This is a genomic window from Lysinibacillus sp. NPDC093210, from assembly GCF_044753985.1.
In the GTDB taxonomy this organism is placed as follows: Bacteria; Bacillota; Bacilli; order Bacillales_A; family Planococcaceae; genus Lysinibacillus.
Genome location: NZ_JBIVOE010000016.1, coordinates 21,644 through 43,961, shown reverse-complemented (window position 1 = coordinate 43,961; position 22,318 = coordinate 21,644). Strand labels below are relative to the sequence as shown.

27 protein-coding genes are annotated in these 22,318 nt (G+C 36.4%); 4 read left to right on the top strand and 23 right to left on the bottom strand.

The annotated features are described in order from the left end of the window. Window positions 1–250 precede the first annotated feature (250 nt). From ACIP9C_RS22830 to ACIP9C_RS22815, 4 genes are all read right to left on the bottom strand, one after another. A complete protein-coding gene (locus ACIP9C_RS22830) occupies window positions 251–817 on the bottom strand; it encodes a hypothetical protein (RefSeq protein WP_401015096.1) in 567 nt (188 codons plus the stop codon). A 15-nt stretch (window positions 818–832) separates the two neighbouring features. After that, window positions 833–1,360, bottom strand: coding sequence for a replication-relaxation family protein (locus tag ACIP9C_RS22825; protein WP_401015093.1), 528 nt, complete (start codon window positions 1,358–1,360; stop codon window positions 833–835). A 4-nt stretch (window positions 1,361–1,364) separates the two neighbouring features. Next, on the bottom strand, window positions 1,365–2,663 hold the full coding sequence (locus ACIP9C_RS22820; RefSeq protein ID WP_401015089.1) for an FtsK/SpoIIIE domain-containing protein: 1,299 nt from the start codon (window positions 2,661–2,663) through the stop codon (window positions 1,365–1,367). Window positions 2,664–2,944: 281 nt separating this feature from the next. Beyond that, window positions 2,945–3,832 (bottom strand): helix-turn-helix domain-containing protein, encoded by an 888-nt coding sequence (locus ACIP9C_RS22815; protein ID WP_401015087.1) that lies wholly within the window; start codon window positions 3,830–3,832, stop codon window positions 2,945–2,947. Window positions 3,833–4,007: 175 nt separating this feature from the next. Here ACIP9C_RS22815 and ACIP9C_RS22810 point away from each other — a divergent pair, with 175 nt between their 5' ends. From ACIP9C_RS22810 to ACIP9C_RS22795, 4 genes are all read left to right on the top strand, one after another. Beyond that, complete coding sequence (locus ACIP9C_RS22810) at window positions 4,008–4,238, top strand: helix-turn-helix domain-containing protein (protein WP_401015084.1); 231 nt, start codon at window positions 4,008–4,010, stop codon at window positions 4,236–4,238. 75 nt (window positions 4,239–4,313) lie between these two features. Then, complete coding sequence (locus ACIP9C_RS22805) at window positions 4,314–5,063, top strand: DUF3862 domain-containing protein (RefSeq protein ID WP_401015081.1); 750 nt, start codon at window positions 4,314–4,316, stop codon at window positions 5,061–5,063. A gap of 133 nt (window positions 5,064–5,196) precedes the next feature. Beyond that, the gene (locus tag ACIP9C_RS22800) at window positions 5,197–5,388 is read left to right on the top strand and encodes a type II toxin-antitoxin system HicA family toxin (RefSeq protein WP_401015078.1); all 192 of its coding nucleotides are present in this window, start codon (window positions 5,197–5,199) and stop codon (window positions 5,386–5,388) included. A gap of 26 nt (window positions 5,389–5,414) precedes the next feature. Then, complete coding sequence (locus ACIP9C_RS22795) at window positions 5,415–5,828, top strand: type II toxin-antitoxin system HicB family antitoxin (protein WP_401015075.1); 414 nt, start codon at window positions 5,415–5,417, stop codon at window positions 5,826–5,828. 23 nt (window positions 5,829–5,851) lie between these two features. Here the strand turns inward: ACIP9C_RS22795 and ACIP9C_RS22790 are convergent, their stop codons facing one another. The 19 genes from ACIP9C_RS22790 to ACIP9C_RS22700 form a co-directional block, all read right to left on the bottom strand. Further along, entirely contained in the window at window positions 5,852–6,211 is a 360-nt protein-coding gene (locus ACIP9C_RS22790; RefSeq protein ID WP_401015072.1) for a YhjD family protein, read from the bottom strand. Next, complete coding sequence (locus ACIP9C_RS22785) at window positions 6,208–6,429, bottom strand: transcriptional regulator (protein ID WP_401015070.1); 222 nt, start codon at window positions 6,427–6,429, stop codon at window positions 6,208–6,210. Before ACIP9C_RS22785 ends, ACIP9C_RS22790 begins: the two co-directional genes overlap by 4 nt. Before the next feature lie 153 nt (window positions 6,430–6,582). Continuing rightward, window positions 6,583–6,834 (bottom strand): hypothetical protein, encoded by a 252-nt coding sequence (locus tag ACIP9C_RS22780; RefSeq protein ID WP_401015067.1) that lies wholly within the window; start codon window positions 6,832–6,834, stop codon window positions 6,583–6,585. Between the two features lie 555 nt (window positions 6,835–7,389). After that, a complete protein-coding gene (locus ACIP9C_RS22775; protein ID WP_401015064.1) occupies window positions 7,390–8,061 on the bottom strand; it encodes a M15 family metallopeptidase in 672 nt (223 codons plus the stop codon). Next, window positions 8,058–8,474 carry a phage holin family protein gene (locus tag ACIP9C_RS22770; RefSeq protein ID WP_340823385.1) on the bottom strand — a complete coding sequence of 139 codons (417 nt, stop codon included), beginning with the start codon at window positions 8,472–8,474 and terminating at the stop codon, window positions 8,058–8,060. Before ACIP9C_RS22770 ends, ACIP9C_RS22775 begins: the two co-directional genes overlap by 4 nt. Before the next feature lie 72 nt (window positions 8,475–8,546). Further along, window positions 8,547–8,714 (bottom strand): hypothetical protein, encoded by a 168-nt coding sequence (locus ACIP9C_RS22765; RefSeq protein WP_228134456.1) that lies wholly within the window; start codon window positions 8,712–8,714, stop codon window positions 8,547–8,549. A gap of 49 nt (window positions 8,715–8,763) precedes the next feature. Beyond that, window positions 8,764–9,132: a hypothetical protein gene (locus ACIP9C_RS22760; protein ID WP_401015060.1), complete on the bottom strand. Its 369-nt coding sequence runs from the start codon at window positions 9,130–9,132 to the stop codon at window positions 8,764–8,766. Beyond that, a complete protein-coding gene (locus ACIP9C_RS22755; protein ID WP_401015057.1) occupies window positions 9,129–11,357 on the bottom strand; it encodes a hypothetical protein in 2,229 nt (742 codons plus the stop codon). The genes ACIP9C_RS22760 and ACIP9C_RS22755 overlap by 4 nt, the downstream gene beginning before the upstream one ends. After that, window positions 11,358–12,464, bottom strand: coding sequence for a siphovirus ReqiPepy6 Gp37-like family protein (locus tag ACIP9C_RS22750; RefSeq protein ID WP_401015054.1), 1,107 nt, complete (start codon window positions 12,462–12,464; stop codon window positions 11,358–11,360). A 2-nt stretch (window positions 12,465–12,466) separates the two neighbouring features. Then, window positions 12,467–13,354, bottom strand: a complete 888-nt coding sequence (locus ACIP9C_RS22745; protein ID WP_401015051.1) for a phage tail family protein — start codon at window positions 13,352–13,354, stop codon at window positions 12,467–12,469. Between the two features lie 11 nt (window positions 13,355–13,365). Beyond that, a complete protein-coding gene (locus ACIP9C_RS22740) occupies window positions 13,366–18,282 on the bottom strand; it encodes a phage tail tape measure protein (RefSeq protein WP_401015047.1) in 4,917 nt (1,638 codons plus the stop codon). Between the two features lie 221 nt (window positions 18,283–18,503). Beyond that, window positions 18,504–18,833 (bottom strand): hypothetical protein, encoded by a 330-nt coding sequence (locus ACIP9C_RS22735; protein WP_401015044.1) that lies wholly within the window; start codon window positions 18,831–18,833, stop codon window positions 18,504–18,506. 72 nt (window positions 18,834–18,905) lie between these two features. Then, complete coding sequence (locus ACIP9C_RS22730; protein WP_401015041.1) at window positions 18,906–19,553, bottom strand: major tail protein; 648 nt, start codon at window positions 19,551–19,553, stop codon at window positions 18,906–18,908. A gap of 6 nt (window positions 19,554–19,559) precedes the next feature. Then, complete coding sequence (locus ACIP9C_RS22725) at window positions 19,560–19,895, bottom strand: hypothetical protein (RefSeq protein ID WP_401015039.1); 336 nt, start codon at window positions 19,893–19,895, stop codon at window positions 19,560–19,562. Further along, complete coding sequence (locus ACIP9C_RS22720; RefSeq protein WP_401015036.1) at window positions 19,892–20,272, bottom strand: HK97-gp10 family putative phage morphogenesis protein; 381 nt, start codon at window positions 20,270–20,272, stop codon at window positions 19,892–19,894. Before ACIP9C_RS22720 ends, ACIP9C_RS22725 begins: the two co-directional genes overlap by 4 nt. Further along, window positions 20,269–20,643 carry a phage head closure protein gene (locus ACIP9C_RS22715; RefSeq protein WP_401015033.1) on the bottom strand — a complete coding sequence of 125 codons (375 nt, stop codon included), beginning with the start codon at window positions 20,641–20,643 and terminating at the stop codon, window positions 20,269–20,271. Before ACIP9C_RS22715 ends, ACIP9C_RS22720 begins: the two co-directional genes overlap by 4 nt. Beyond that, window positions 20,633–20,920 (bottom strand): hypothetical protein, encoded by a 288-nt coding sequence (locus ACIP9C_RS22710; protein ID WP_401015030.1) that lies wholly within the window; start codon window positions 20,918–20,920, stop codon window positions 20,633–20,635. Before ACIP9C_RS22710 ends, ACIP9C_RS22715 begins: the two co-directional genes overlap by 11 nt. Beyond that, window positions 20,907–21,101, bottom strand: coding sequence for a termination factor Rho (locus tag ACIP9C_RS22705; protein ID WP_401015027.1), 195 nt, complete (start codon window positions 21,099–21,101; stop codon window positions 20,907–20,909). Before ACIP9C_RS22705 ends, ACIP9C_RS22710 begins: the two co-directional genes overlap by 14 nt. Before the next feature lie 44 nt (window positions 21,102–21,145). Beyond that, window positions 21,146–22,306, bottom strand: a complete 1,161-nt coding sequence (locus ACIP9C_RS22700; RefSeq protein WP_401015024.1) for a phage major capsid protein — start codon at window positions 22,304–22,306, stop codon at window positions 21,146–21,148. Window positions 22,307–22,318 lie beyond the last annotated feature (12 nt).

Sequence of the window (22,318 nt, the reverse complement as noted above, 5' to 3'; positions counted from 1 at the left end):
GTTACTTCGAATCATCCATCTTCAGTACAGCCATGAACGCTTCTTGTAGAAACGCTGTATTCAGGTGTATCTATTCGTATTCTTGTATAACCGGTAAACCTTTGAAGTGTAAGGGTTTATCGGTTATTTTTTTATTTAGTTTTATCTAGTCATATACTTGTTTTATCTCTACTTATTTTCTATCATTGGTGGGGATATGATGGGGAATATAAACAAAAAGACCACCCATCATGGAGTGGTCTTTCTTCTATTATACAGCCTTACCAATCGTTCTAAGTATCTCCAAAAATAATGGTGACATTTGAATTAATACATATCCTAATCCTGCATTCATAATTGTATTCCAAGCTCTTTCGCTATTCCCAAACATAAAGAAGAAGCATGCACCTATCATTATCACTGAAGCAACTGGGAAAGATATTGCAACCATTACCTGAATCATTGGATCTAAAATATTTGCTAACATTTCAAGGGACTTATCTGCAATTGCTCCAGTTGGTTGAGCTAATGCATTCACAGGAATAGCAGTCGATGTATACGCATCTACAAGTGATTGTACTGGCTCTACAGATACCGGTATAGATTGCTGTACACTTTGTACCGCAGCTACATCATTAATTGTGGATGGCACACTCGCCATCTTGTTATATGCAAACAAACCGATTGCCCCAACTGTAGGTATGGCTGTCATTAATGCAACATCTTTACGAGTCGCAAATTTAGATTCCTCACGCATTTTATCCAGTGCTTCAAATCGCTCCGTATAATCTGTAAACTCACTAGCTGGCACCACTTGCATTTTCTTTTTGAATACCATTTAATATCCCCCTTATTATTGAATATCGTTAATCGTAAACACTTTGCACTTTAGCCCTTCACAGGATTCCTCTAGCTGCTTACGTCTTAATTCAGTTGTAGTAAGCCATACAATGGTTGGATAATAACCAATTTGTTTAACCAGGCTATCCATCAACATTCCGTAGCGTTTAATCTTTTCACGGTTCTGCTTCATGGTTTGTAAATTATCGACTTCTAAAAAGTGCTTAAATCCATTTTGAGAAAACATGCCATCCACAATGATGTTTGTAGTGCCGTCGGATATTTTCACTTCGTTTTTCCAATCCCTCGGACACCTATAGAACAGCCATAACTCATTTCGCATGATGGTGTGATATACATGCCCGCCTACCCTACGTACCTTCTCGCAGCCAACATATACACGACCTAATTTACTAAGGTAATAAATCGTTTCGTAGCCGTCTCTAATGGATGATAAATATTCTGATAAATTGTGCAGGACTCTATTTGTATTTCTTTTCTTTCCTAAATTGAAATATCGACTAAGTTGATCACGCGTCATGAAATCAAACTTCTTCAAAAGTAACAGTATCTGTTCGTCTCGGTTTGATAGGTGTTTCTTCAACGCGTTCCCCTTTCTTTTCGATAATGTGAGGTTGTATAGTATCGTGGATAATTTGTGAAGTGATTAGTGGTGTTTGAAGTATTTCACGTTTATCGGCTGTTTGGTAAATAGCGCGACCTTTAATCATTGGTAAAGACTCTGCTCCCTCTACATCCAGTACAACACGTGATGCAACCGCCGATTGGACTCTAAAGCAAAGCTTCGCATCTGCATTCTGTTTTACTTGTCGTGGAATAACATCGCCTACTGGATATTGTGTTGCTACGACTAGCCTAAATCCTAGACCTGCACCTAGCCTTGCTATTTGACTCATAATCGTTTGACATTCTAGTTTTAATCGCTTTTCTTCCTTTGTAACTGCCTCAGATGGATTTAATTCCCCTACTTCATCGACAATGACAAAATAACGTTCTTTAATACTCGCATGTTGGACACTCTTCTTACCCATTCTTTTTAAATCACGTTGAATATCACGCATCTTTTCATATGCCATCTGTAAAGTGTGGAGGGCTTCATGTGGCTCGTATGCAATGGAAACCGTTTGTTTAATGTTTTCATAGTCGCACAGTTCTACTCCACCTTTTAGGTCGATTAAATAAAAATTAGAGTGGTCAGGATTACTTTGCACCAGACTACAAATGGTTGAATTGATAAAATTACTCTTGCCATATCGTGTAGCTCCACCAAGGACTACATGTGGCATCATTTCAAAGTTGTGATATTTTAATTCGTTTAAAGCCCTTGTAACTCCTACAGGCACTTTCCAACCTTCTCCTGGAATGAAAGAGACTTCTTTAGTGAGTGGTTTATCATACACTCTTACGATTAATAAGCCATCATAAGCTAATTCAATTTCCTTTTGCTCCGTCAGTTTTGCCTTCCACAATTGTTGAAGCTGAGGAAAAAGATCTCCGCTGAAATTTAATTGACGTAAATCATTAAAGGTAACGTTCTTCTTACGATTATTCAGTCCATCTTCTAAGACCTTTTGCTTGGCTTCATAGTCACTGAAGGAACGACCTAAAGGTATACGGTACTTATATTCCCAACCCCACTCGTATTGGTTCTTTCTATTAAGCTGAGTTGTCAATGTGTCCTTACCATCTTTAACGTTTAATCCAGCAAGAGAAATAATTCGTTGAATCTTTCCGCTATCATTTGTTGACAGTCCCTTGTGTTGCGAAAAAGCTTTTAATGCAATTCCACCCATTAATCCAGTTGTTAAAATTTCAAACAGCACAATTTCATCCCTTCTTCAATTCATAGTCGTCACGGTTCTCTTACGATAGTAAGAGTTGCATGAAATGAGCATTTTAAAATGAAGCTTGAAACCTTGATACAATTGCATTCCATTCATGCCCCATCTAATTCCCATACGGTAATCAATCGGGCGCAATATCGGGCATATTTATTATTGATTAAAATATAAAGAATTAGTGAATGATGAAGTTTGTAAGGGGGAATCGCTATGAGCTCCAAACTGACTAAACCCCTTTTTGAGTCCCCTATAGTTCATAGCGATTACCATTCTAGCCAATTTTCTAAATACGGTTTACTACATATTTGTGCACTACTATCTCGCTCATTTAGCCAGTCGTAAAATGGGACTGGACGTTCTTTAGTATGAGTTTCTTCTATAGATGAAGATTTACTCGACTTACTTTCTAAACGGTCAATAGCCTTGTTATATGCTCCTACAAATACGGCTCTTAATGTACTAGCTACAGTTAAAGTACCTTCTTTAATATCCATTGCAATTTTGAATAGAACATTTTTCGCTTTAATGAAGTCAGGTGCATTTTGAACCTGTGCAGCTAATACAAACTTGTGTAATTCATCTTTCAAGTTATCAGCTAATGGCAAGCTATTCATGAAATCGAACAGCATCACTTGGTACTCGTTCATGTACTCTGTTTTCTTTTCAGCTTGCAAAGCCAATTCATTACCAAGGCTCATAATATTATTTGCTTGTTTAGAACTTAAAAGATTAAAAGAGTTTAAAGATAGGTTTTCAGATTGTGGACGGCAAACCGCGTCATTACTGATTTCATCGACTATCGTTCGTTGGGACACGCTCGATGGGACATACGGTAGAATGCGATAAATGCTTGCTCCTTTAATGCCATTTAATTTGCTTTGCGTTACCTTTTCGATGATTCCAAATGACTCTAATTTCTTTACACTTCGATAAACTGTCTTTGTACTGATCTCCAATGCATCAGCAATTGTTGAAGCCTTTAAATGACACGCGCCAGTATGTTCTAAGCTGTGACTAGCAAGTTTGTATACGATAGCTCGTTCTGATTCTGTTAGGTCGTAATAGTGAACCGCCATGTGGTCTTCCACACTTTTATCCATATCTACTACTGAATCGAATGTTGTGTATTGTGCTAAGTATTCGAATGCCATTTCTATTTCACCTTCTCTCATTCGTTATTCAATTTCGTAATTCGGTTTTAAATTACGATTCAACTCTTTAAATACATAATGCATTTACGAATTTCGTAAGTCAAATAAAAATTGCGTAATTCAAAGAAGTATTTTATAATTAAGTTACGAATAAATATAATATGGTGGTGAGTAAATGGCGAAAGTAGTCAAACTAAGACTGAGGGTATTACTTGCAGAACGTGAATGGGAACAGAAGGATTTAGCGGAGCGAACTACACTTTCAGCTCGTACAATAAGCGAGTTGTATAATAACAAAACTAAGAGTTACACAAAACACGCAATTGATGAACTAGTGAATGCCTTTGAGATAACAGATATGAACGAATTAATGATGATAGTAGATGATGAAGAAACAGATAACTAATTACAGTTGTCTGTTTTTTGTATGTACTTTCGCTACCAGATTTCCTAAAATGGAAATATAGAGGGAGGAATATAGATGTCGAATATAAAACTTAAGGAAGATAAAAAACCATTCTACAAAAAATGGTGGTTTATCACTTTAATAGTGGTATTTATCTTAGGTGCGATTGGTGCTATTAATGATACCGACGAGACCGTGAACGATCCCAAAGTAACTAATGAGGAATTTAATAAATTGAAAAAAGGCATGAGTTACGAAGAAGTAAAGAAAATCGTTGGAGGTAAAGCAAAAGAGGAACATGTAAACAGTTATAATTCTTCAATTATAGAATACATCTTTGAAGGCGATGATGATTCTAAAATTAGTCTACTTTTCGTCAATGAAAAATTAGACAATAAGTTCGGTTTTGCTAATGCAGAAGAAACTATAGTTACTGATAGTAAACCTCAAGTAGAAAGCAAACCTACTTTTCGTACTGAAGGCGAAGAAAATGCAGATAAATATCCAGCAGAACCAGGCGCTATGCTTTATGATAAAACCGAATCAAAATTCAAAGGAATGAATTATTATTTTAAAGGTGAATTAGTTGGTGTTAAGAAATTAGAAGGTTTATTTGGCAACATGGAAGATGCTTTATTAATTAAGAATGAACAGGGTTATATAATGCCTATCTTCACACCACATGAAATAGATGCAACGAATGGAGATATCCTAGAATTTTGGGGACCATTGTCTGGTGATGGATATGCTGCATCTGATTTAGGTGTAAATAACGTTGTAGGAATGACAGGTGCTATGAACGCTACAGAAATCGGTGTCCATTAAATCTTAATATAATTTAAAGTCACTCAATCGAGTGGCTTTTTATTTAGATTTTTTTAGTAAAAAAGGAAAATAAATTAAAAATATATATTGTACGTATAAATAATACGTGTTATAATAAGAGTATAGAAAGGAGATGAAAGACATATCATCAAGAGAAATGATAAAGATACTTAATAAAGATGGATGGTATTTACATAGGATTGTCGGAAGTCATCATCACTTTAAACATCCTACTAAAAAAGGAACTGTAACAGTTCCACATCCGAAGAAAGACCTTTTAATAAAAACTACAAACTCAATACTAAAGCAGGCAGGACTTAAATAGTCCTCCTGCAAGGAGGTTTTATATAGATGGCTAAATATTATTTTCCAGCAATTTTTGATCCGGGCACTGACAATGAGATTGGTTTTACAATAACATTCCCTGACCTACCAGGATGTATTACAGAAGGTTCTAATATGGATGAATCAGTATACATGGCTAAAGATGTATTAGCAGGTTTTTTATATGGAATGGAGGAAGATGGAGAACAAATTCCAACCCCTTCAAATCCAAGTAATATCGACCTTCCACAAGGTGCATTTATCTCTATTGTAGAAGTAAGAACAGATTATATTAGAGATGAGATTGAAAACAAGGCTGTTAAAAAAACTTTAACAATTCCTAAATGGTTAAATGATGCAGCAGAAAAAGAAAATATAAATTTCTCTCAATTACTTCAGTTCGCAATTAAGGAACGCTTAGGCATTATTAACAAACAATAAACAAAAAAAGACCAGGTACTCAATTAACTATGAGCGCCTGGTTGTTTATTTAGATGACTTAATAATAATTTTTCAACTTGCGTTTTCAAAGCCATATTTGCATACGTCAACACAAGGTCCTCACCTGCTGTAGCAACAATTAAATCACTAAAGTATTCATCTGTCTTTACCCATCTCACGACTCTAATCTTATCTTTAGCCAACAGTCTTTTGGAGTTGTAACATTCTTGTGAAATGTCATCTAAAAGCTTATCGAGTATTGGCAAATATACTTTACTCATTTTAAGTTTTTCAATCACCTGATAGTCACGTTGCAATGCTTGAATGGCCATATCATAAATTACGTATTTATGAAGTAATCGTCTTTGCTCCGCGTTTATCATACAACAATACGCTCTCTTTGAAGGACTGGAACAACTGCCAAGACGTTATTGATAGTAAAAGTACGCTTTGCTTGTCGTGTAAAGCAGTATGCTTGGAATGAATCACCGATAACCTTAATAAGTTTTACTCGTCTTTTTGTAATCTCACCATTTTTGGACACATACATCATGTTTACTATTTGATTGCGTTGCATAGCCTTTACCAGTTGTTCTTTCATCACTGTACACTCCTTCTATAAGAACATTCGTTTGTATTTATATTAGAACAATTGTTCGTACTTTGGCAAGATAAAATTTTTGGAAACAAAAAAAGCCCAGGCTCAAAATTAATTGAGTACCTGGGCATTCAAGGGTTGCAAGGGTTGGTTACCCTATTTACAAGTAACAGCCCAAGAAAGTGACATAAAACCTCTTTCTACGATGGGAAAACCATTGTTTTCATAGCACATATTAGAAGCATATAATATTTCTTTATGAACAAAGTAGGAGTTAATGAATAAACCAATAACTATAGCAATAAATATTAAAGAAATTATAATAAAAAAGCTATTATTAAACTTTTTACTTATTTTAAAGATAGCTTTCTTCTCTAACTCCTCAAATTCTGTTGATTTAGTATCCATTTCTTCTCCTCCTTTATATTGTTTGGCATTAGAATAACAAAAAACGTTAGGAATGTCATTCACTTATTCGTTGTCTAACCTTTAATTATGGTATTTATTCTCTTGAGCATGCGAAGTTATAACCACCAATAACAATCGCAGCAGATTCATTAGTTATACCATACTCGCCCGAGATATCACGATTGTCTATTACCGGGCTATCATATAAATTATTTTTTTAGCAATATCTGATTTTTGATTATTTTAGTACTTTTTTTGCTATAGCAAATTCACTTACACTCGAGTTAAATTAATCCTAACATTACTAATACTTCCAAATCAACAGTCACCTTACGCCATTTTTTTGGCGCTATAATTCATTTTATCGTTAATACCGCCTCTTCGCGCCAAATGCACCGCCACCTTTTGGCGCCATGATTACTAACACTTAGTAAAAAAGATACATTTATCAGGTTTTTATATTAAAAATTCGACTTATTAATTTTTTGAAACAATTTAATACGAATTGTAGATACAAAAACTATGGCTAGATTTACTTTTGCTGGCCATTATTATTTATTTTCTCCGTCTTTGCTGGATTGTAATGTACAAACCAATCAAACGATCCGTTGTCATAATTCCATTTTGTAAATCCTTTAAGTGTGAATCTTGAATAATACCTTCCTTCACTGCCTGAGTAATAAAGTTTTCTGTTTCAGTTTTCATAGCTGGTGAACCTGGATTCCAATTTGTATTTGCCACTATAATTTCCTCCTTCTTGTCTTCCACAATTAATTGTACTTGTCCTTTGCTATTAGTCGGAACGGTTACTTGTCCTTCTAATTTATAGCCTTTAGGCATTAACCAAGTTGGTTTCACTTCAAAATGCGGTCGGTCAATACTTCCTATCCAATCACCGCCCCAAGTAATGCCTAGCTTTCGTGCAATAGCCCCTACTCGATTTAAAGTAATGACATCATATAATGACTGTGGAGGACCAACCGCAATATCCCATGCTAATCGTGATTTATGATTACTGTTTAAAGTCCAAGTAACAATCTGTCCTGGTCGTGTTCTACCTTGTGCATACAGGTAATTTTGCCGTTCCTGTGAGCGATATGTTTCAGTAATGAAGATGTTCTTAATGCCTGCTTTATAGCACTCCTGAAATAGCAATCGACATGCTGTTTGTGCTACAGGTAAAAGTTCTGCTAAGTCTCGGCATGTAGTTGTTACGCTTGTACTCATTTTGCATCATCCTTTTTATCATCATTGTCGATTTGAAGTTGCGTAAATGCGTTAGATAAAAACTTAGGCACCTTGATTCCTAACTTGCCAAGATTCTCAATCATGCTGATGCCTTCCATACCGATTAAGAAAAGAATCATTGCATTACGCATGAAGTTCCCACTCTCGGTTGCTAAGTCTAATTGCACTGCAGCAATGACCATTAATACCATTGCTGTTTTTTTGAATAAGCCTTTAAATGCTTTTTTGCTCTCAATATTTTTGTAAACATATCCAACCATTAATCCGAGTGCATAATCAATAATCATAAAAATAATAAAAGCTTTAATTAGATGGTCAATGCCCCCAACAAAATAGGCGACCCAAGCCATTGAACCACCTACGATTGATGTATATAGTGTGTCTGTTTTCATCTGACACCTTCCTTTTCGTATAATAAAAGCCCTCCACAATTATCTGTGGAAGGCATAAAAAATAACGCTAAGCTATGCTTGCGTCTCACCTGTAATCTGTTCAATTGGGTTTCCATATCCGTCTAGCCCGAGTGCATTTAACTTTGCTAGTACCTGTTCTTTTAATTTCGCTGGCACACGATCAATCGTTGAGCCTGTTTTGTCAGTGTTTGCAATTAATAATACATATCCATCTACCATTTTGTAGACCTCCAATTTTAGTTTTAATTTTATTTTTAGCAACAGCGCTCTAAACATTGTTGGTTATTTCTTTTAATGCTGCTACTTCTTCACGTAATGCAAGAACTTCTTCATAAACACCTAATACAGCATCGACTGTAATTAAATTGTTTTGTTCTGTCATGTTAAATAAATTATTTATTTTTTCCTCGATAGTTTCGACTGGTGGTACTGGCTCTGGCTCAGGTTCTGGAGTCGGCACATGGTCTATCGGGAACGGTTCATAATAGAAAGAACCATCCTCTTTTTTTTGTAAAATACCAGAGCCTTCAGGAATCGTCATTTCTTCAACAATAGGACGCATCCATTCGGGAACGCCATTAATATTGAAGAATAACGCGTACGAGCCATCGCCATTAGGATATGCATAACCAATCATTCAATAACCTCCTTGTAGTGACTTAACACTGACATATTATCGTATTTAAAGTGTCCTGTTAAACCACCAGGTATAGGCGAAGATCTGTATGCGCACAACACTCCATCTTTAACAAACCCTCTAGATCCCAACATAAATATCCTCGATATGGCGATACTGGCATCACTATTATATCTTTTCAATACCGGAGTAAAATTCCATTTTGGATACCAAAGGTTGCCGACCAAAGTCAACTCGCAATATTGTTCGAATACTAGACCGTTTATATCTACAAAAACTGCACTTTGTGGTTGTATATATAACTTGTCGCCTTTGTCATAATCGAATGTCGGATATTGGTCTGATTGTCCGCTAAATATTTGATTATGCAGAGACATCGTATCCATATTTAAAACATTGATAGTAGAATTACTCGTTCCATGGACTAGCATGTAGTTAACGCCGTCTACTTTATATTTATAAATCCAAGTGGGATTAGTAGAAAATCCATTAGTTGGGCTCGTATTACTTGCTATAAGGTCATATAAGAACGTTACTGAATTATATTTTCGTTTCTCTATTGTGAGTCCACCAGTAATATAACCTACGTATAAAAATTCAGAATCACCATAGAAAATTTTAGGTGGATTACCACTACCACTTCCGAATGATCCTACATTACCTGATGTTAAGCCAGTCGGAACGCCATTACCATCGTACGAAAGGTTAAAACAAAATATTTGGTTATTAAAACTAGCACAAGTCGCGAATAGTCTATTTCCCTGTAGAACCATCTCGCCAACAATTACTTGGTCAGTAAATCCAGATATTGCAGTTGCTAAACGAATCGCAGTAACAAATTGGAAAGTATTTTTATCAAAAACAGCAAATGATAATGAATTGTTTGTATTAGGACGCCCTCTTATATAAATATATTTTGAATCTACGAAATAGTTGGTAGGAGTGTTCACAGAATATACATAATTGATATGAGATACTGTATGTGCACTAATGACCGTAAGATTTTTCATATCGACGAATATAACATCGAGACCAATTTGTATAAAGTGTATATTATTCCAAAGGTGTGTTCTAACATATCCACCCATTAATTTGTATTTTGCTGCCATAGTAGGATATTTCGCTTTGAAATCATCGTCCAATTTAGCGCCTTCATCTACTCCAAAATGATCTTTAAACTCACCTAATTCACTCATGACCGCTTTATATTTTTTATTATAAATATCAACAATCTTACCACCAGTGTTCTCCATTTCGACTTTGAGTGCGGTCTTAACACCCTCTACTTGTTCGTAACTTGGAAGATTAATTGTCGATAATGGACCTGCCTCGGTAGCGCCATATACAAATGCTGGTGTGTTTAAATCCGCATTACGCTTTAATCCGTATAGCATAGGTTGAGCCAGTCCTTCATCATAGTATTTATGAGGTACTGGAGAATCCTTATGGTCATTAATAACGTTCATAATATTACCCGCGGCTTCTTCATCCAATATCCCTCTGATTGTTGCGAACCACACATCGAATGCGTCTTTACGACCGTCAGACCATTGTATGAACGTTAACTCTTGGTCTTGTTTCCATGCTGTGAAATCTAACTCTTCAGCTTGAATCCATGCTTCAAGTTCTGATGTAACGCGAGTTTGCCATTCCTGAAACTCAAGCGCTTTACCAGTGCTATATTGGTTGAACCATGATTGATATTGGTTAAAGATTGTTGTTGTATCCACTTGATCTATAAAACCATGCACAATACCACACAAGCTTTTATTTAATCGTTGGTCTGTAATGTTACCTTGTGTTATTTGAGTAGTGCCAGCATTAATTAAAACATCCGCTAAAACTAATTCATATGCCTCTGCATCTCTTTGAATAGTTGGAGCTGTTGGACTTGATGCCTGTGACCCCTTTTTTAACACTATTTCAATTTGTCTTGTTAAATGATTGAGACGCATCACCACACGGTCAATTCGCTTTAATACACCGTCAGCAATATCATGCTTAAATATGTGGTCACTATCATTTATCACAAATCGACCTTGTATCCACCCCTTACCTGGTTTAACGATAGTCTGCATCCCCTGACCTTCCACAATTTGTAGCCCTGTTGATGGATTAGGAAACACACCATCACCGATGAAAGTAGAAAAGAAGAGAGAGAAGAACGCTGCATCAACTTTTCTATCGCCATTTACACTATTAAACATTCCACTTCGTATAGCCAATTACCTCACCGCCTTTTTTAATTTCTCATTCAATGTAGGAATATTCGAGCCAAATTCTACACGTAATTCTTGGCCGTCCCTATCAACCGTTAATTCAGCGCACACTACCCTTGCATGCATCACCTTTGTAAGCTCATCATTTCGGATACTAACTACATCGCCTAGTGAATAATCGATGCCGTATTCAAACTGAGCAAACATATCAATCTCACTTTCGTATGTTTCGATTTCTTGGTATTCTGCTAACTTTTCATTACCTCTCGATTGTAAAGTTGCTATATACTGCACAGGAGTTAATGTGACATTGTTATTATTATCATCTAAGTAACTGCTTTGTAAGTCCCTTGCATCTACATACAATTCACGCCTGTTAAAACCTTTTAAATGATCGTTTACTGTTGCTGTCTTTCTGTTAGTGCCTTCTCCTTCACCTGCCACGATAGCAGTTGTTCTCGTTTCTACATTGCTGTTTACATAGTTTTGTTTGATGACATTATCAAACTCTTTGCTAAAAATTACGTGTGGTAAAACTGTTTGAGTAATACTGTGATCTTCGCCCTGCCATGTATACACTTCATACTTTTTATCCTTGTGATTAATCAAAATATCAAAGCTCATTTCGTGCTTCTGGCATAAAGCAAAACAATGCTCACTTACAGGCCCACCTGTTTTAGTGCTGTCGTCCACAATCTTTATGCCTGTATTTGCTGCAAGTCTTAAATTGGGCAATACTTTATTTGGACTAGTATTGATTGCATTTGATGAAATGAAAGATTTAATTATGTCCTCCACATTTCCTACATACCGTTGTTGCCTTTCAATAACTCGCCAAGAGGTTAAGAAGTTTAGCGAGTATGCAACCACTTCGATTTCACTTCCATTTTGATCAATGTAATCGAAGTGCTGAATGATATAGCCGTAATTTGGATTTGATTGTGTAGTAATAATGTTGTCCATTTTTAAAAGCTCAATCATTTCAGGTGTTCCAGGTACAATCAAAGTAAGCATGCTGAATTTATAATAGTTCCTTTGGAGAATAAGCTTTTTATACTCACTTATTTCTCCAAGAGCATTGAAGTTTAAATCAAAGACAAATAAATCTACCATGCTTACACCCCTATTCTCCTTGCACGATAATTAAACGACACTTCTAAAAAGTCGATGTTCTCCTCTGCTTCATACCTAAAGAGATTGTCTCCGGCATCTATCTGCAAGAATGTGGAGGACAAGTTTAGTATGTTGAAAACGTTTGTTTGAACATTGTTTCGGCTTAATATAATTGACCGTTTACCACGATTTGTATTAATAAAGATTTCATCACCCGGTCGCATTGTAGTATTAAGCTTTAACATTTCATACGTATTTACATTGATTAACGAAGGATTTTTAACAGTGGCTGTAGCCTTAAATCGAATAATCATACCAGTTTCTTCTTGCCCTGTGTTCTCCACATTTATCATTGTAGAAGGCGTACGGTATCCCAATTCTATTCCGCCTTCAGGTATGTCAAGTGCGAATTCAAGCCCTGGATTCCAAAGGCCAATTTCGGCAAAGTAATCATCTTTTTCATATATAAACGGATCAGTAGCTATAAATTGTAGTAACCCTTTTAACCACTTTTTATTGTCATGTTCAAAACCATTGTTATAAACAGGTGCCATCTCTGCATTAGCGTATAAATAAAACTCCTGTCCACCCTTTGTAGTGAAGTCCAGCCGCATCGGATTATGTTTAGGGTTACATACTGTATACATTTCATGGCGCTTTTCCTCAATCCACCAAGCTTCATTTCCATCACGTTTGATATAAAACGGAATATCTACTTCTCGTACATTCAACACAGTTGATTGATAATGTGCTCCATCACTCGTAAAGGTAGATGTGTTTACATTTGCTTTAAGTCCACTAATTTGAAAATCTTCAATCAAAAAGAAATGACGACCGAATGTTATCGAATCGTCACGACTATTAGTAATCTTTAATTCTTTTATATTCAAATCGTCACCTCCTAGAATCCAAATGCCATACGTCGTAACGTACGTTCCATTTCACGCGATCCACTATCTTGTGTGTAAATTTTTACGCTTGGACTAAATTGCTTAGAGTAATCATAACTATTCTGACCACCTATTACTGCATTAGCCAATCCTGTGGAAGACTGTTCAACTTGTGCAATCATGCTATTCATGCCTTGTATTAAACCCTCAGCAATATTAATACCGAAACCTTTCATTACACGTGAAGGACTATGAATATCTAATGCTCCTTGCATTGCTTCTTTAATGCTGTTTGCTATTTCAGTAGCTTTATCAATCAATGGTCCACGCATGCTCTCTAATCCATTTAATAAGCCCTGTCCTGCGTCGATTCCGATTTGTTGTAATGATGATAATTCATTAGCTGTTGTTCTCGTTAAATTACGAATAGCCTTATCCCATTCTTTCTGGATAAGGTTCAATTTATCATTAGCAGCTTCACGTAGTTTTTGGATTTGCATATCCGTATCTTCACGCATACCTACTAATTCTTTTTCTGTTTGTTCTCGAGCCAACTGTGATTTCTCACGATACAACTCGCTATACTTTGTCAGTTGGTCATCTGTCATACTATTAAGTGCTGCTAACTCTGGCAGTGCTTTAACACCTAACTCAGAAAGTTCCTTTAATAAATCAGCATCAATACCACGTTCTGATAACTTTGCGAATTGATCTTGCCATTGTTTAAAACCATCTACTTGCGATTGTAGATTTCCTATTAATTCAGTACTTGTTCGATTAAGTTCAACTTTGAATTCGTCAAATGTTCCCGCGTAAGACATAAGCGTTGATTTACGCTTGTTATACACATCATCATAAGTTTTATTTAATTGCTCTTCTTGCTTTGTTAAATCATCAACAATAGTTTGCATCTGACCTTGAAAGTCTTTATTAACGGATAGTATCTCTTTATTAACAGCTTCAAAAGCTTTTTTATAATTCTTCTGTGCATCTATACGCTCTTTACTTCCTTCTTCAAATAGCCCAATTGTTCTTTCCCAAATCTTTGCTTCTTCAACAAGCGATAATTCTTCTGATGATTTTTTATCAGCAATGTACTGTTTAATTTCCTCTAAATCCCTTTTGTTAATATCCTCAATAGCTTTGTTATAAGCTTTTTGTGCTGTAACACGCTCTTTTGAATATAAATCGAATTGATCTAACGACTCTTTCCAAATTTGAGCTTCTTCTTCAAGACTTAATTCACCTAAAGATTTTTTATCATCAATAAACAACTTAATTTCTTTTAACTTTTCTTGTTGGTCTTTGGTAAGCAAGTTAACAGATTCTTTTGTTGCTTTCTTTTCGATTTCAGCAATTTTCTTGTTTGCATCTTCTTGAATACGTTGAATTTTGATGTTTTCATCCTGTGTCGTCTTGCGCTTTTTCGATGCAGCTGTTCGTAGGATTTTTTCAACATCTTCTTTAGAGCGTTTTTCAATTTTAGATATATCAGCATTTGCTTTATCAGTGATTTTCTTTTCTTCGGATTTATAGTGATCAGTAATATCTAATAAATTATTAGTTAAATCCTTCATGACAGCATTGAGGGTATCTTCTCGTTCAGCCATTCCAATTTCCATACCTTGAATCGTATCTCGTCCGATAGCCATAAACACCCGAGAAGGCGATTTGATGCCTAAGATTCTCTTGGCTGTTGTAGTAATACCGTCAGCAATGCTTTCAACTTTTTCCCATACAGCATCAGCCATACTACCAATACCTTTGATTAATCCGTTGATAATATCCTTACCGATTTGAACTAGGTCGACATCTCTGAAAAACTGTTCAATATTACTCCATATTTTTTCAACAGTTTTTTTGACTGTCTCCCAAGCACCTTTCCAGTCTCCTTGGATTAGTTTCAAAACTGTTTGTATAATTCCTAAAATTACATCCAGTGCACTACCTATCGTAAATTTCATCGCGCTCCAAGTGATTTTTACTAAACCCGCAATGACTGGCCATACAATTTCAAAGATACCCTTGATAATACCCATGACCATTTCTATGTTGGATTTTATATTTTCAAAATAGAATTTGACTATGGCAAAGATTGCTTCTCCATTTTCATCCCAAAATTCTTTAAGCTTATCAAGTTGCTCTTTTACAAAATCAACGACAAAACCTAATTTTTCATTCACTGTAGTTTTTATATAATCATAAGCAGTAGTTGTAATTTCCTTTAGTGAATCTGTAACTAATTTGTATTTCTCCTCAACAAGATTAAAAATATCCGCGTGTTTATTTTTAAAGACTTCCCACTTAGATAAAATTTCACCAGTTTCCCAGTTCACTTTCTCAACATGTTCATCTGCTTGCTTTTGAGCTGTTTCTACAATTTTTTGGTGTTGTTCCTCAGCTAAGAGGACTGTTTGATCTCTAGCTTTAGTAGCTTCAGCAATCATCTTATCAGCTTGTTCTGCTGATATTACCCCTGTTTCATCACGCATCTGAATAATTTGAGCAATTCGCTTCTCATATGTTTCGTTCGCTTCTTTTAAAACATCTTCTTTTTGCTTAACAGCATTTTTCACAACTTCTGCTGCTTGTTCGGCTGAAATTATAGAAGCATTCTCTTTCATGCGTTCAAGAATAACTTTTTGCTCTAGCTCACTTTCAGAGAACGTTCTTACAGCATTTTCTTTCATGCTTTGATTGTAGTTATTAATAACTTCATGCTCACGCTCTGTTAATTCTCGCTTTTCATCAGCAGCCTTTTGCATAATTGCTTTTACTCGTTCATTCATGGTGTTCTGTTCTTGAAGTTCCCACTCATTACGTTTTTGAGTATCAGCTATTATTTTTTGTTCTTCTTCGGATGATAAAGCTGATGAGTTCATAAAGAAATTCTGTAAATCTGATAATTGATCAGCATTACGTTTCTTCATACCCTCCACAATCTTTTTATTCATTTCATCAAATTGTGAAGTAAGCTCTTTTGCCATTTCAGATGTTACTTTTGTGGAGGTCACATACATATTAGTGACAGATTGTGATGCATTTTCACTTAGATCAAAAAATCCGTTAAGTGCTTCTTTTGTAGAATCTGAAACCTTCTTACCAAAACGTTCAACGCTTGGTAGAGCATCATTGCTCATGTGCTTTGCAAAAGCTATTGTACCGATTGTTAAACCGCCTATAGCTGCTATGGCTATACCTATAGGACCTGAAAGTGCTGTGATAACGCCCGCAAGTGCTCCTACTCCTGGTGTAGCAGCAGCCACTCCAGTTGTAACAACTGCCATTGCACTCGAAAAGACTCCGAAAGCAGAAACTATTGAACCGATAGACGAGATTAAAACACCGCCAACAACTAATAAAGGTCCTATTGCAGCTACAATTCCAGCAATCGCCATAATAACTATTTGTATTGTTTTATCAATTTCAGCAAATTTCATAACAATTGGTGACAACGTATCAACAATTTGAATTAAAAAAGGAAGTAAGACGCTCCCGAAGGAAATCCCAACTTCCACAACTTTATTCTTTAACATCGCTAATTGGGCGGCTGTTGTTGCATACCTCTGTTCTGCTTCATTAGTCAATGCAGTGTTTTCTTTCCAGGCATTTGTTGAGGTGTCTACTGCTGATGATAATAAATCACTAGCACCTGCCAAACGTAGTAACACATCGGATTCATATACACCTTTTATGCCTAAATTAGCAAGGATAGTTGTTAGATTAGCCCCACCCTCAGATGACTTTGCCAAACCCTTTACAAGCAAATCTAAAGCAGTTACTGCATCTGTTTCAAATGCCTTTTTAAATTCTGCCCCAGTCATTCCTGCTGCTTTAGCAAATGCGGTTAGATCCTTTCCTCCTGAACCTACAGCAGATTGAATCTTTTTGAGTATAGTAGTCATTGCAGTACCACCCATTTCGGCTTGTATCCCTAAACTGGACATAGTACCTGCTAACGCCATGATTTGCGCTTCTGACATACCTACTTGTTTACCTTGTGCTGCTAAACGCATACCCATTTCAACAATTTCAGATTCAGTCGTTGCCATGCTGTTACCTAGTGCTACAACTGATGATCCTAATCGGTCAAAGTTTGTTTGGGACATACCTGTGATGTTAGAAAAACGAGCAAATTCACTAGCTGCTTGTTCTAAAGACAAGTTTGTAGATTCACCTAAATCTATAATTGTTTTGGAAAATGATAAGATATTTTCTTCTGCTATCCCTAGTTGCCCTGCACTCTCGGCAACGCCCGCTATTTCAGCAGCAGAAGCCGGAAGTGTTCGAGCCATTTCGAGAATTCCTTTTTCGAGTTTCTTAAAACCTTCTTCACTTGTATCGACAGTCTTTCTTACTCCTGCAAACGCACTTTCGAAATCAATTGCTGCCTTAGTTGCGCCTACACCTAATGCTGTAAGTGGAGCAGTTACTTTTAAAGATAACTCCTTACCAACGTCTTTCATTTTGTTTCCTACTGTTTTAAGCTTCTCACCAGCTGCTGACGCTGCTTCACCAAACCTTGCCCATGTAGTTTGAGACCTAGCTAATTCTCGTTCTTGCCTTTCTAACTCAGCAGTAGTTTCCCTTAATTCTCGCTCTGTACGGTCCATTTCGGCAGAAGCTCTATTTAGTTGTACTGCAAGTCGTTCTGCCTGTTCAGAGTGTTCACCATATTGTTGTTTAGCTTTTTCATACTCTTCAGCTAACCGACGTACCTTTGTTTGTTGTCCTTCAAGTAATCGACTATACGCCTCTTGCTTTGAACGTAAGCCTTCTATCGTACTGCCCCATTCACGCCCTCTGTTTTGAAGCCCTCGTATTTCTTGACCCATCGCTTGTAATGTGCGGTTCATTGAAGCAACTGACCGTTCGAACTGTGCATTGTCGAGCGATAATCTAACTCTTAAATCACCTACATCAGCCATTTTCTCACCATCTTTCTACCACTGAATTTGGTCTGCATAAGCACGTGGTACTTGCTCTTCTTCTTTCTTCTTCCAACCTTTGTGAATGCAGTGCCTATCCCATAATGCAAGTAGCTTTCGCGGGGTTGCCCTCCACACTTTTAATTCATCCATGTTTAAATGAACTGTTCCGATGTATATAAAAAAATCCGCTGGCAACTCTTTATCGCCTTGCGGATCGGTTACTTTCCCTCTTCAGCTGTGGACGGCATAGCGTCACCAAATGCTTTTGTAAGTGCATCAGTTACGATTGTAATGTTTTTCATATTGATTAATGTTCCAACTTCTTCTTCAGTGATGTTAATGTTCTCGCCATTAGCCAAGCCCACATGTAACAATGATCGTATTTTTTTGAAATCCTGTTTTTCCAACCCATCAAATGCTTTAGTGAAATCTCCAAACTTCTCTTGGAGGTTACATAAAGCATTTAAGTCAAACCTTACTTCGAATTCTTTGCTGCCTAATGTAATTTTTACTCCTTCATCTTTCATTACTTCTGATTTACTAGCCATTTAAATCGCTCCCTTTTGATAAATTTACATAATAAAAAGAGAGCGAGATAATCGCCCTCTTAAATTAATTTTTTAAGGTGTTGGTGTCGTTGCCCCTGTATAAACTTTTTTGAACCAATTGGCAATAACTGATGCATCTACGCCTTCGTCATCTTCATCAACAAACATACGCTTGATTCCTTCGCCTTTTGAATTTCTAACTACGTCAGAGTTTACAAATACGCCTTTTACCGATGGTGTATTGTATTCAACACTTTCCCCCTTTGTTTTATAGTTTTCTTCAGGTAGTTGGAAGTTACCTTTGAAATACCAGAAATAACGGTACTTTCCGTTCGATTTTAAGCTACGAAATGCTAAAGCAATGTTAGGTGCCACATCACCAGATGCATCAATTACAACGCCATCTTCATTTGTTTCCTTACCCAAAATATCTGCATAGACTGCATTAGCCAATGCATCAATTTTAAATTCCATTTCTGTTTCACCTTCTGCTGAAGTGGACTCTGCTGCACCATCATCAGCGTACAATACTGTATTGGATGTTTTTGGTGTAACTTTAGCCTCGATTGCTTTAGCTAATTTCTTGATTGGATCAGCAAATGCTGTTGTAGCATCTGTAGCACCAGGTTTAATTTTTGTATAGTGAATATCAGATAAACCGATTAATACACCTGCGAAAAACTGTATATCAAGTGGTAATAACATTTTCATTTCTTTCATTTAATTTCACTCTCCTAATTGAATGTCATAATAAAAGCGATAAGCTTTGTGATATGTTTTCGTTTCCTTCTCAAAATCTTCGAAGTACGAATTCCTCACAAATCCTATCGCTTGTAATTGGTCTTTAACGCTCTCTGTGAGCGCTTCTATATCTCCCTTACCCCAAATATCAACTTGAACGGAATGACGTGTTAATTGCTCTTTATTGTCAGCCTGTAACGCTCCACGTTCGTTGTATCGGAAAAAGGTGATATAAGTTGTTGCTGTACCTGTATAAGTCATATACATGACTGGCACACCTAAAGGAAGTAATGCATCACGTATGATTTTATTTATGCTCATAGGTGCATCCTCGCTCTCACTTCGTCCTTCATGATTTCAATAATACGATTCATTTCATTTTCAAAGGTAGGGCGCATCCATGGCCGTGATCTAATTTTACTTGTGCCCCATTCGTGGAAGTAGAGGTAAAAGGCATCGTTCGCTTGATTACTAACACCGATGGTAATAGTTCCATCTACAATTTTTTCATCAATAACCATCGATTCTTCAGATTTACCTGTACGCTTTCTTAATCCGAAACGATAAACACTTTCCTCTAACTTATCCCTTAAATGCTCGGCGCCTTTAATCAATGTCGGATTTACAATATTTTCAGGATTTAAACTACGTTCGATTTCACGTTGTAATTCTTGTAATCCACTAAATTCAATATTCATGACATCACCTTATTACCTGTTGAAATAGCCACTATTGTATAAGTTGCTCCTTCTTCATCATCTTCTAATATCGCTTGAATATCATATACAATGTCTCTGTGGATGATACGTTGTTTTTCATGTAACCCATCAGTTGGACGGATAATGAATCTTTTTACTTTAGTATTTACTTCAGCGGATCCAGAAATGGTTTCAGAACCCTTTACGGTTTTTATTTTTGCCCATGGTTTTTTGATTGTTACCCATTCAGGATTTGGATAACCATTTTCATTTACAGCTTTAGAGTCGTATTCCTGGATAATTATTCGATTACGCATTTTCCCTGTGTTTAATTTTTCTTGCTCAACGATCGGTTTTAGATTACGATTCATTCGTCTTTTCCTCCACCGCTTTAGTTAAAGATAAATTTACAATTTGCGTTAAAAAATTGTTGGAGAAATGTTCTAGCACATCGTTATAAGCATAGCGTGAACGCTCAAATACTAGTTCTTTAAACCGCTCACTAGTGTTTATATCATAATCACCGCAAATGGCTTGTAAGTCCTCTGCGGAAGCTTTTAAAATGCGTAATAAATTGTCGTCCTCATCGTCACTGAGTTTCATACGATCCTTAAATTCAACTAGAATTTCATTACTAATTTGAATCATCTTCATCACTCGTTTCAGTAATGAAAATTTGCTTGTATTTATTTTCTGCTGTAGATAACTCTGTGATACGGGCTCTAGTAGCACGTTTACCCTCCACAGGATACTGTTCGCCAACTTCATAAATATGTCCGTCGTGTTTCACTTCTTTAAAGCGCTGTACGACCTTATATTTCTTCGTCACTATTTACTGCCTCCTTCCATATAAAAAACACCTAACATCTTAATTTAAGGTGCTGGTGTAGGTACAGGGAATTGTACATCTAAATCATAAACTAACGCAGCTTTGTTATCCTTTGGACGACCATTAGCAAAACGTTTGATTGTGTAAAGTGTCGCATCTTCCATAGCTAAAGTTTGATCATACTTTTTAAGTTTGTACCCACCTGCAATTGCCGCAATATACTCACCCTGTACAAGGAATACAACCTTACCTACAGGAATTTCTTCTGAATCAACAACTGTTAAGTTGTACGGTAAATTCATGACAAATACACCCGAATCATTCTGAATCGTATGACGAGCCTGTACAGCTAGCGCATCGATAGGGTTTAGTACCATAACAACTTTATTTAAGATTTTACGGAACTTACCTTTTGCATCAGTAGATAAGTTTTTAAGTACACCATATAGCTCACCTACAACAACCTCACCACGTTCTGATGGTGCAAACGTTAATGTACCACTTGATGCTTTGTCAGTTACTGCACCTGTATCTGTGTTGACGTCTTTTAGTAATCCAACAGGTTCATTTTGCACTGGACCACGACCGTTTACTAAACCGTATTCTAAACCTGCAGCTAATGCTTCAATCAATAACGTCACCATGTAACGGTCAACCCACACTGGACCAAGTTCTAACATGTCATTCGGAATAGCTCCAAAGGCTGTTAATTTAAGTTGAGTGATTTTTTCGTCACGGAATGCAGCATTTACTTGTCCTGAAATTTCCCCAAAGATTTCTTTCCATGCAAACGCTAATGTTGGATCAGAATAAATAAACTTCGTTGCTGCTCCTAAGTCTTGTAAGCCAATAGCAGCTAAAAATGGGCGTTCTTTAGTTAAGCCTTCGAATACTCGTTCCTGTACAGATTCTGGGAAAACTGATTCATCGTTGAAACCGCCATCTGTTACAACTTTGTTATAAAATGCTGTCTCTTCAGATGTTAAGATGTGTTGACCACGAGCAACTAGAATTTGTGTATCGGTTGCTTCGTTTCGTGCTTCAGTTGTAATTTTTTCAGATAAATCATTTTGTAATGCTGTGAACATTTCATCTACAGCGTTTTGCATTTGTTCAGGTGTAGCATTTTCGTCATTTAATAAATTTGTATAGGCTTTTTTCTTAGCCTTGAAGTTTTCCATTTGTCCTTTTAATTTCATTGTCATTTATAATGACCT

What these genes read in the sequence shown, in the direction of transcription:
- ACIP9C_RS22750 (WP_401015054.1), bottom strand. Translation starts at nt 12,464, where the DNA reads ATGGTAGATTTATTTGTCTTTGATTTAAACTTCAATGCTCTTGGAGAA.
- ACIP9C_RS22770 (WP_340823385.1), bottom strand. Translation starts at nt 8,474, where the DNA reads ATGAAAACAGACACACTATATACATCAATCGTAGGTGGTTCAATGGCT.
- ACIP9C_RS22825 (WP_401015093.1), bottom strand. Translation starts at nt 1,360, where the DNA reads ATGACGCGTGATCAACTTAGTCGATATTTCAATTTAGGAAAGAAAAGA.
- ACIP9C_RS22730 (WP_401015041.1), bottom strand. Translation starts at nt 19,553, where the DNA reads ATGAAAGAAATGAAAATGTTATTACCACTTGATATACAGTTTTTCGCA.
- ACIP9C_RS22800 (WP_401015078.1), top strand. Translation starts at nt 5,197, where the DNA reads ATGAAAGACATATCATCAAGAGAAATGATAAAGATACTTAATAAAGAT.
- ACIP9C_RS22735 (WP_401015044.1), bottom strand. Translation starts at nt 18,833, where the DNA reads ATGGCTAGTAAATCAGAAGTAATGAAAGATGAAGGAGTAAAAATTACA.
- ACIP9C_RS22720 (WP_401015036.1), bottom strand. Translation starts at nt 20,272, where the DNA reads ATGAATATTGAATTTAGTGGATTACAAGAATTACAACGTGAAATCGAA.
- ACIP9C_RS22700 (WP_401015024.1), bottom strand. Translation starts at nt 22,306, where the DNA reads ATGACAATGAAATTAAAAGGACAAATGGAAAACTTCAAGGCTAAGAAA.
- ACIP9C_RS22785 (WP_401015070.1), bottom strand. Translation starts at nt 6,429, where the DNA reads ATGAAAGAACAACTGGTAAAGGCTATGCAACGCAATCAAATAGTAAAC.
- ACIP9C_RS22710 (WP_401015030.1), bottom strand. Translation starts at nt 20,920, where the DNA reads ATGATTCAAATTAGTAATGAAATTCTAGTTGAATTTAAGGATCGTATG.
- ACIP9C_RS22795 (WP_401015075.1), top strand. Translation starts at nt 5,415, where the DNA reads ATGGCTAAATATTATTTTCCAGCAATTTTTGATCCGGGCACTGACAAT.
- ACIP9C_RS22805 (WP_401015081.1), top strand. Translation starts at nt 4,314, where the DNA reads ATGTCGAATATAAAACTTAAGGAAGATAAAAAACCATTCTACAAAAAA.
- ACIP9C_RS22740 (WP_401015047.1), bottom strand. Translation starts at nt 18,282, where the DNA reads ATGGCTGATGTAGGTGATTTAAGAGTTAGATTATCGCTCGACAATGCA.
- ACIP9C_RS22790 (WP_401015072.1), bottom strand. Translation starts at nt 6,211, where the DNA reads ATGATAAACGCGGAGCAAAGACGATTACTTCATAAATACGTAATTTAT.
- ACIP9C_RS22765 (WP_228134456.1), bottom strand. Translation starts at nt 8,714, where the DNA reads ATGGTAGATGGATATGTATTATTAATTGCAAACACTGACAAAACAGGC.
- ACIP9C_RS22780 (WP_401015067.1), bottom strand. Translation starts at nt 6,834, where the DNA reads ATGGATACTAAATCAACAGAATTTGAGGAGTTAGAGAAGAAAGCTATC.
- ACIP9C_RS22810 (WP_401015084.1), top strand. Translation starts at nt 4,008, where the DNA reads ATGGCGAAAGTAGTCAAACTAAGACTGAGGGTATTACTTGCAGAACGT.
- ACIP9C_RS22815 (WP_401015087.1), bottom strand. Translation starts at nt 3,832, where the DNA reads ATGGCATTCGAATACTTAGCACAATACACAACATTCGATTCAGTAGTA.
- ACIP9C_RS22775 (WP_401015064.1), bottom strand. Translation starts at nt 8,061, where the DNA reads ATGAGTACAAGCGTAACAACTACATGCCGAGACTTAGCAGAACTTTTA.
- ACIP9C_RS22715 (WP_401015033.1), bottom strand. Translation starts at nt 20,643, where the DNA reads ATGAATCGTAATCTAAAACCGATCGTTGAGCAAGAAAAATTAAACACA.
- ACIP9C_RS22830 (WP_401015096.1), bottom strand. Translation starts at nt 817, where the DNA reads ATGGTATTCAAAAAGAAAATGCAAGTGGTGCCAGCTAGTGAGTTTACA.
- ACIP9C_RS22760 (WP_401015060.1), bottom strand. Translation starts at nt 9,132, where the DNA reads ATGATTGGTTATGCATATCCTAATGGCGATGGCTCGTACGCGTTATTC.
- ACIP9C_RS22725 (WP_401015039.1), bottom strand. Translation starts at nt 19,895, where the DNA reads ATGAGCATAAATAAAATCATACGTGATGCATTACTTCCTTTAGGTGTG.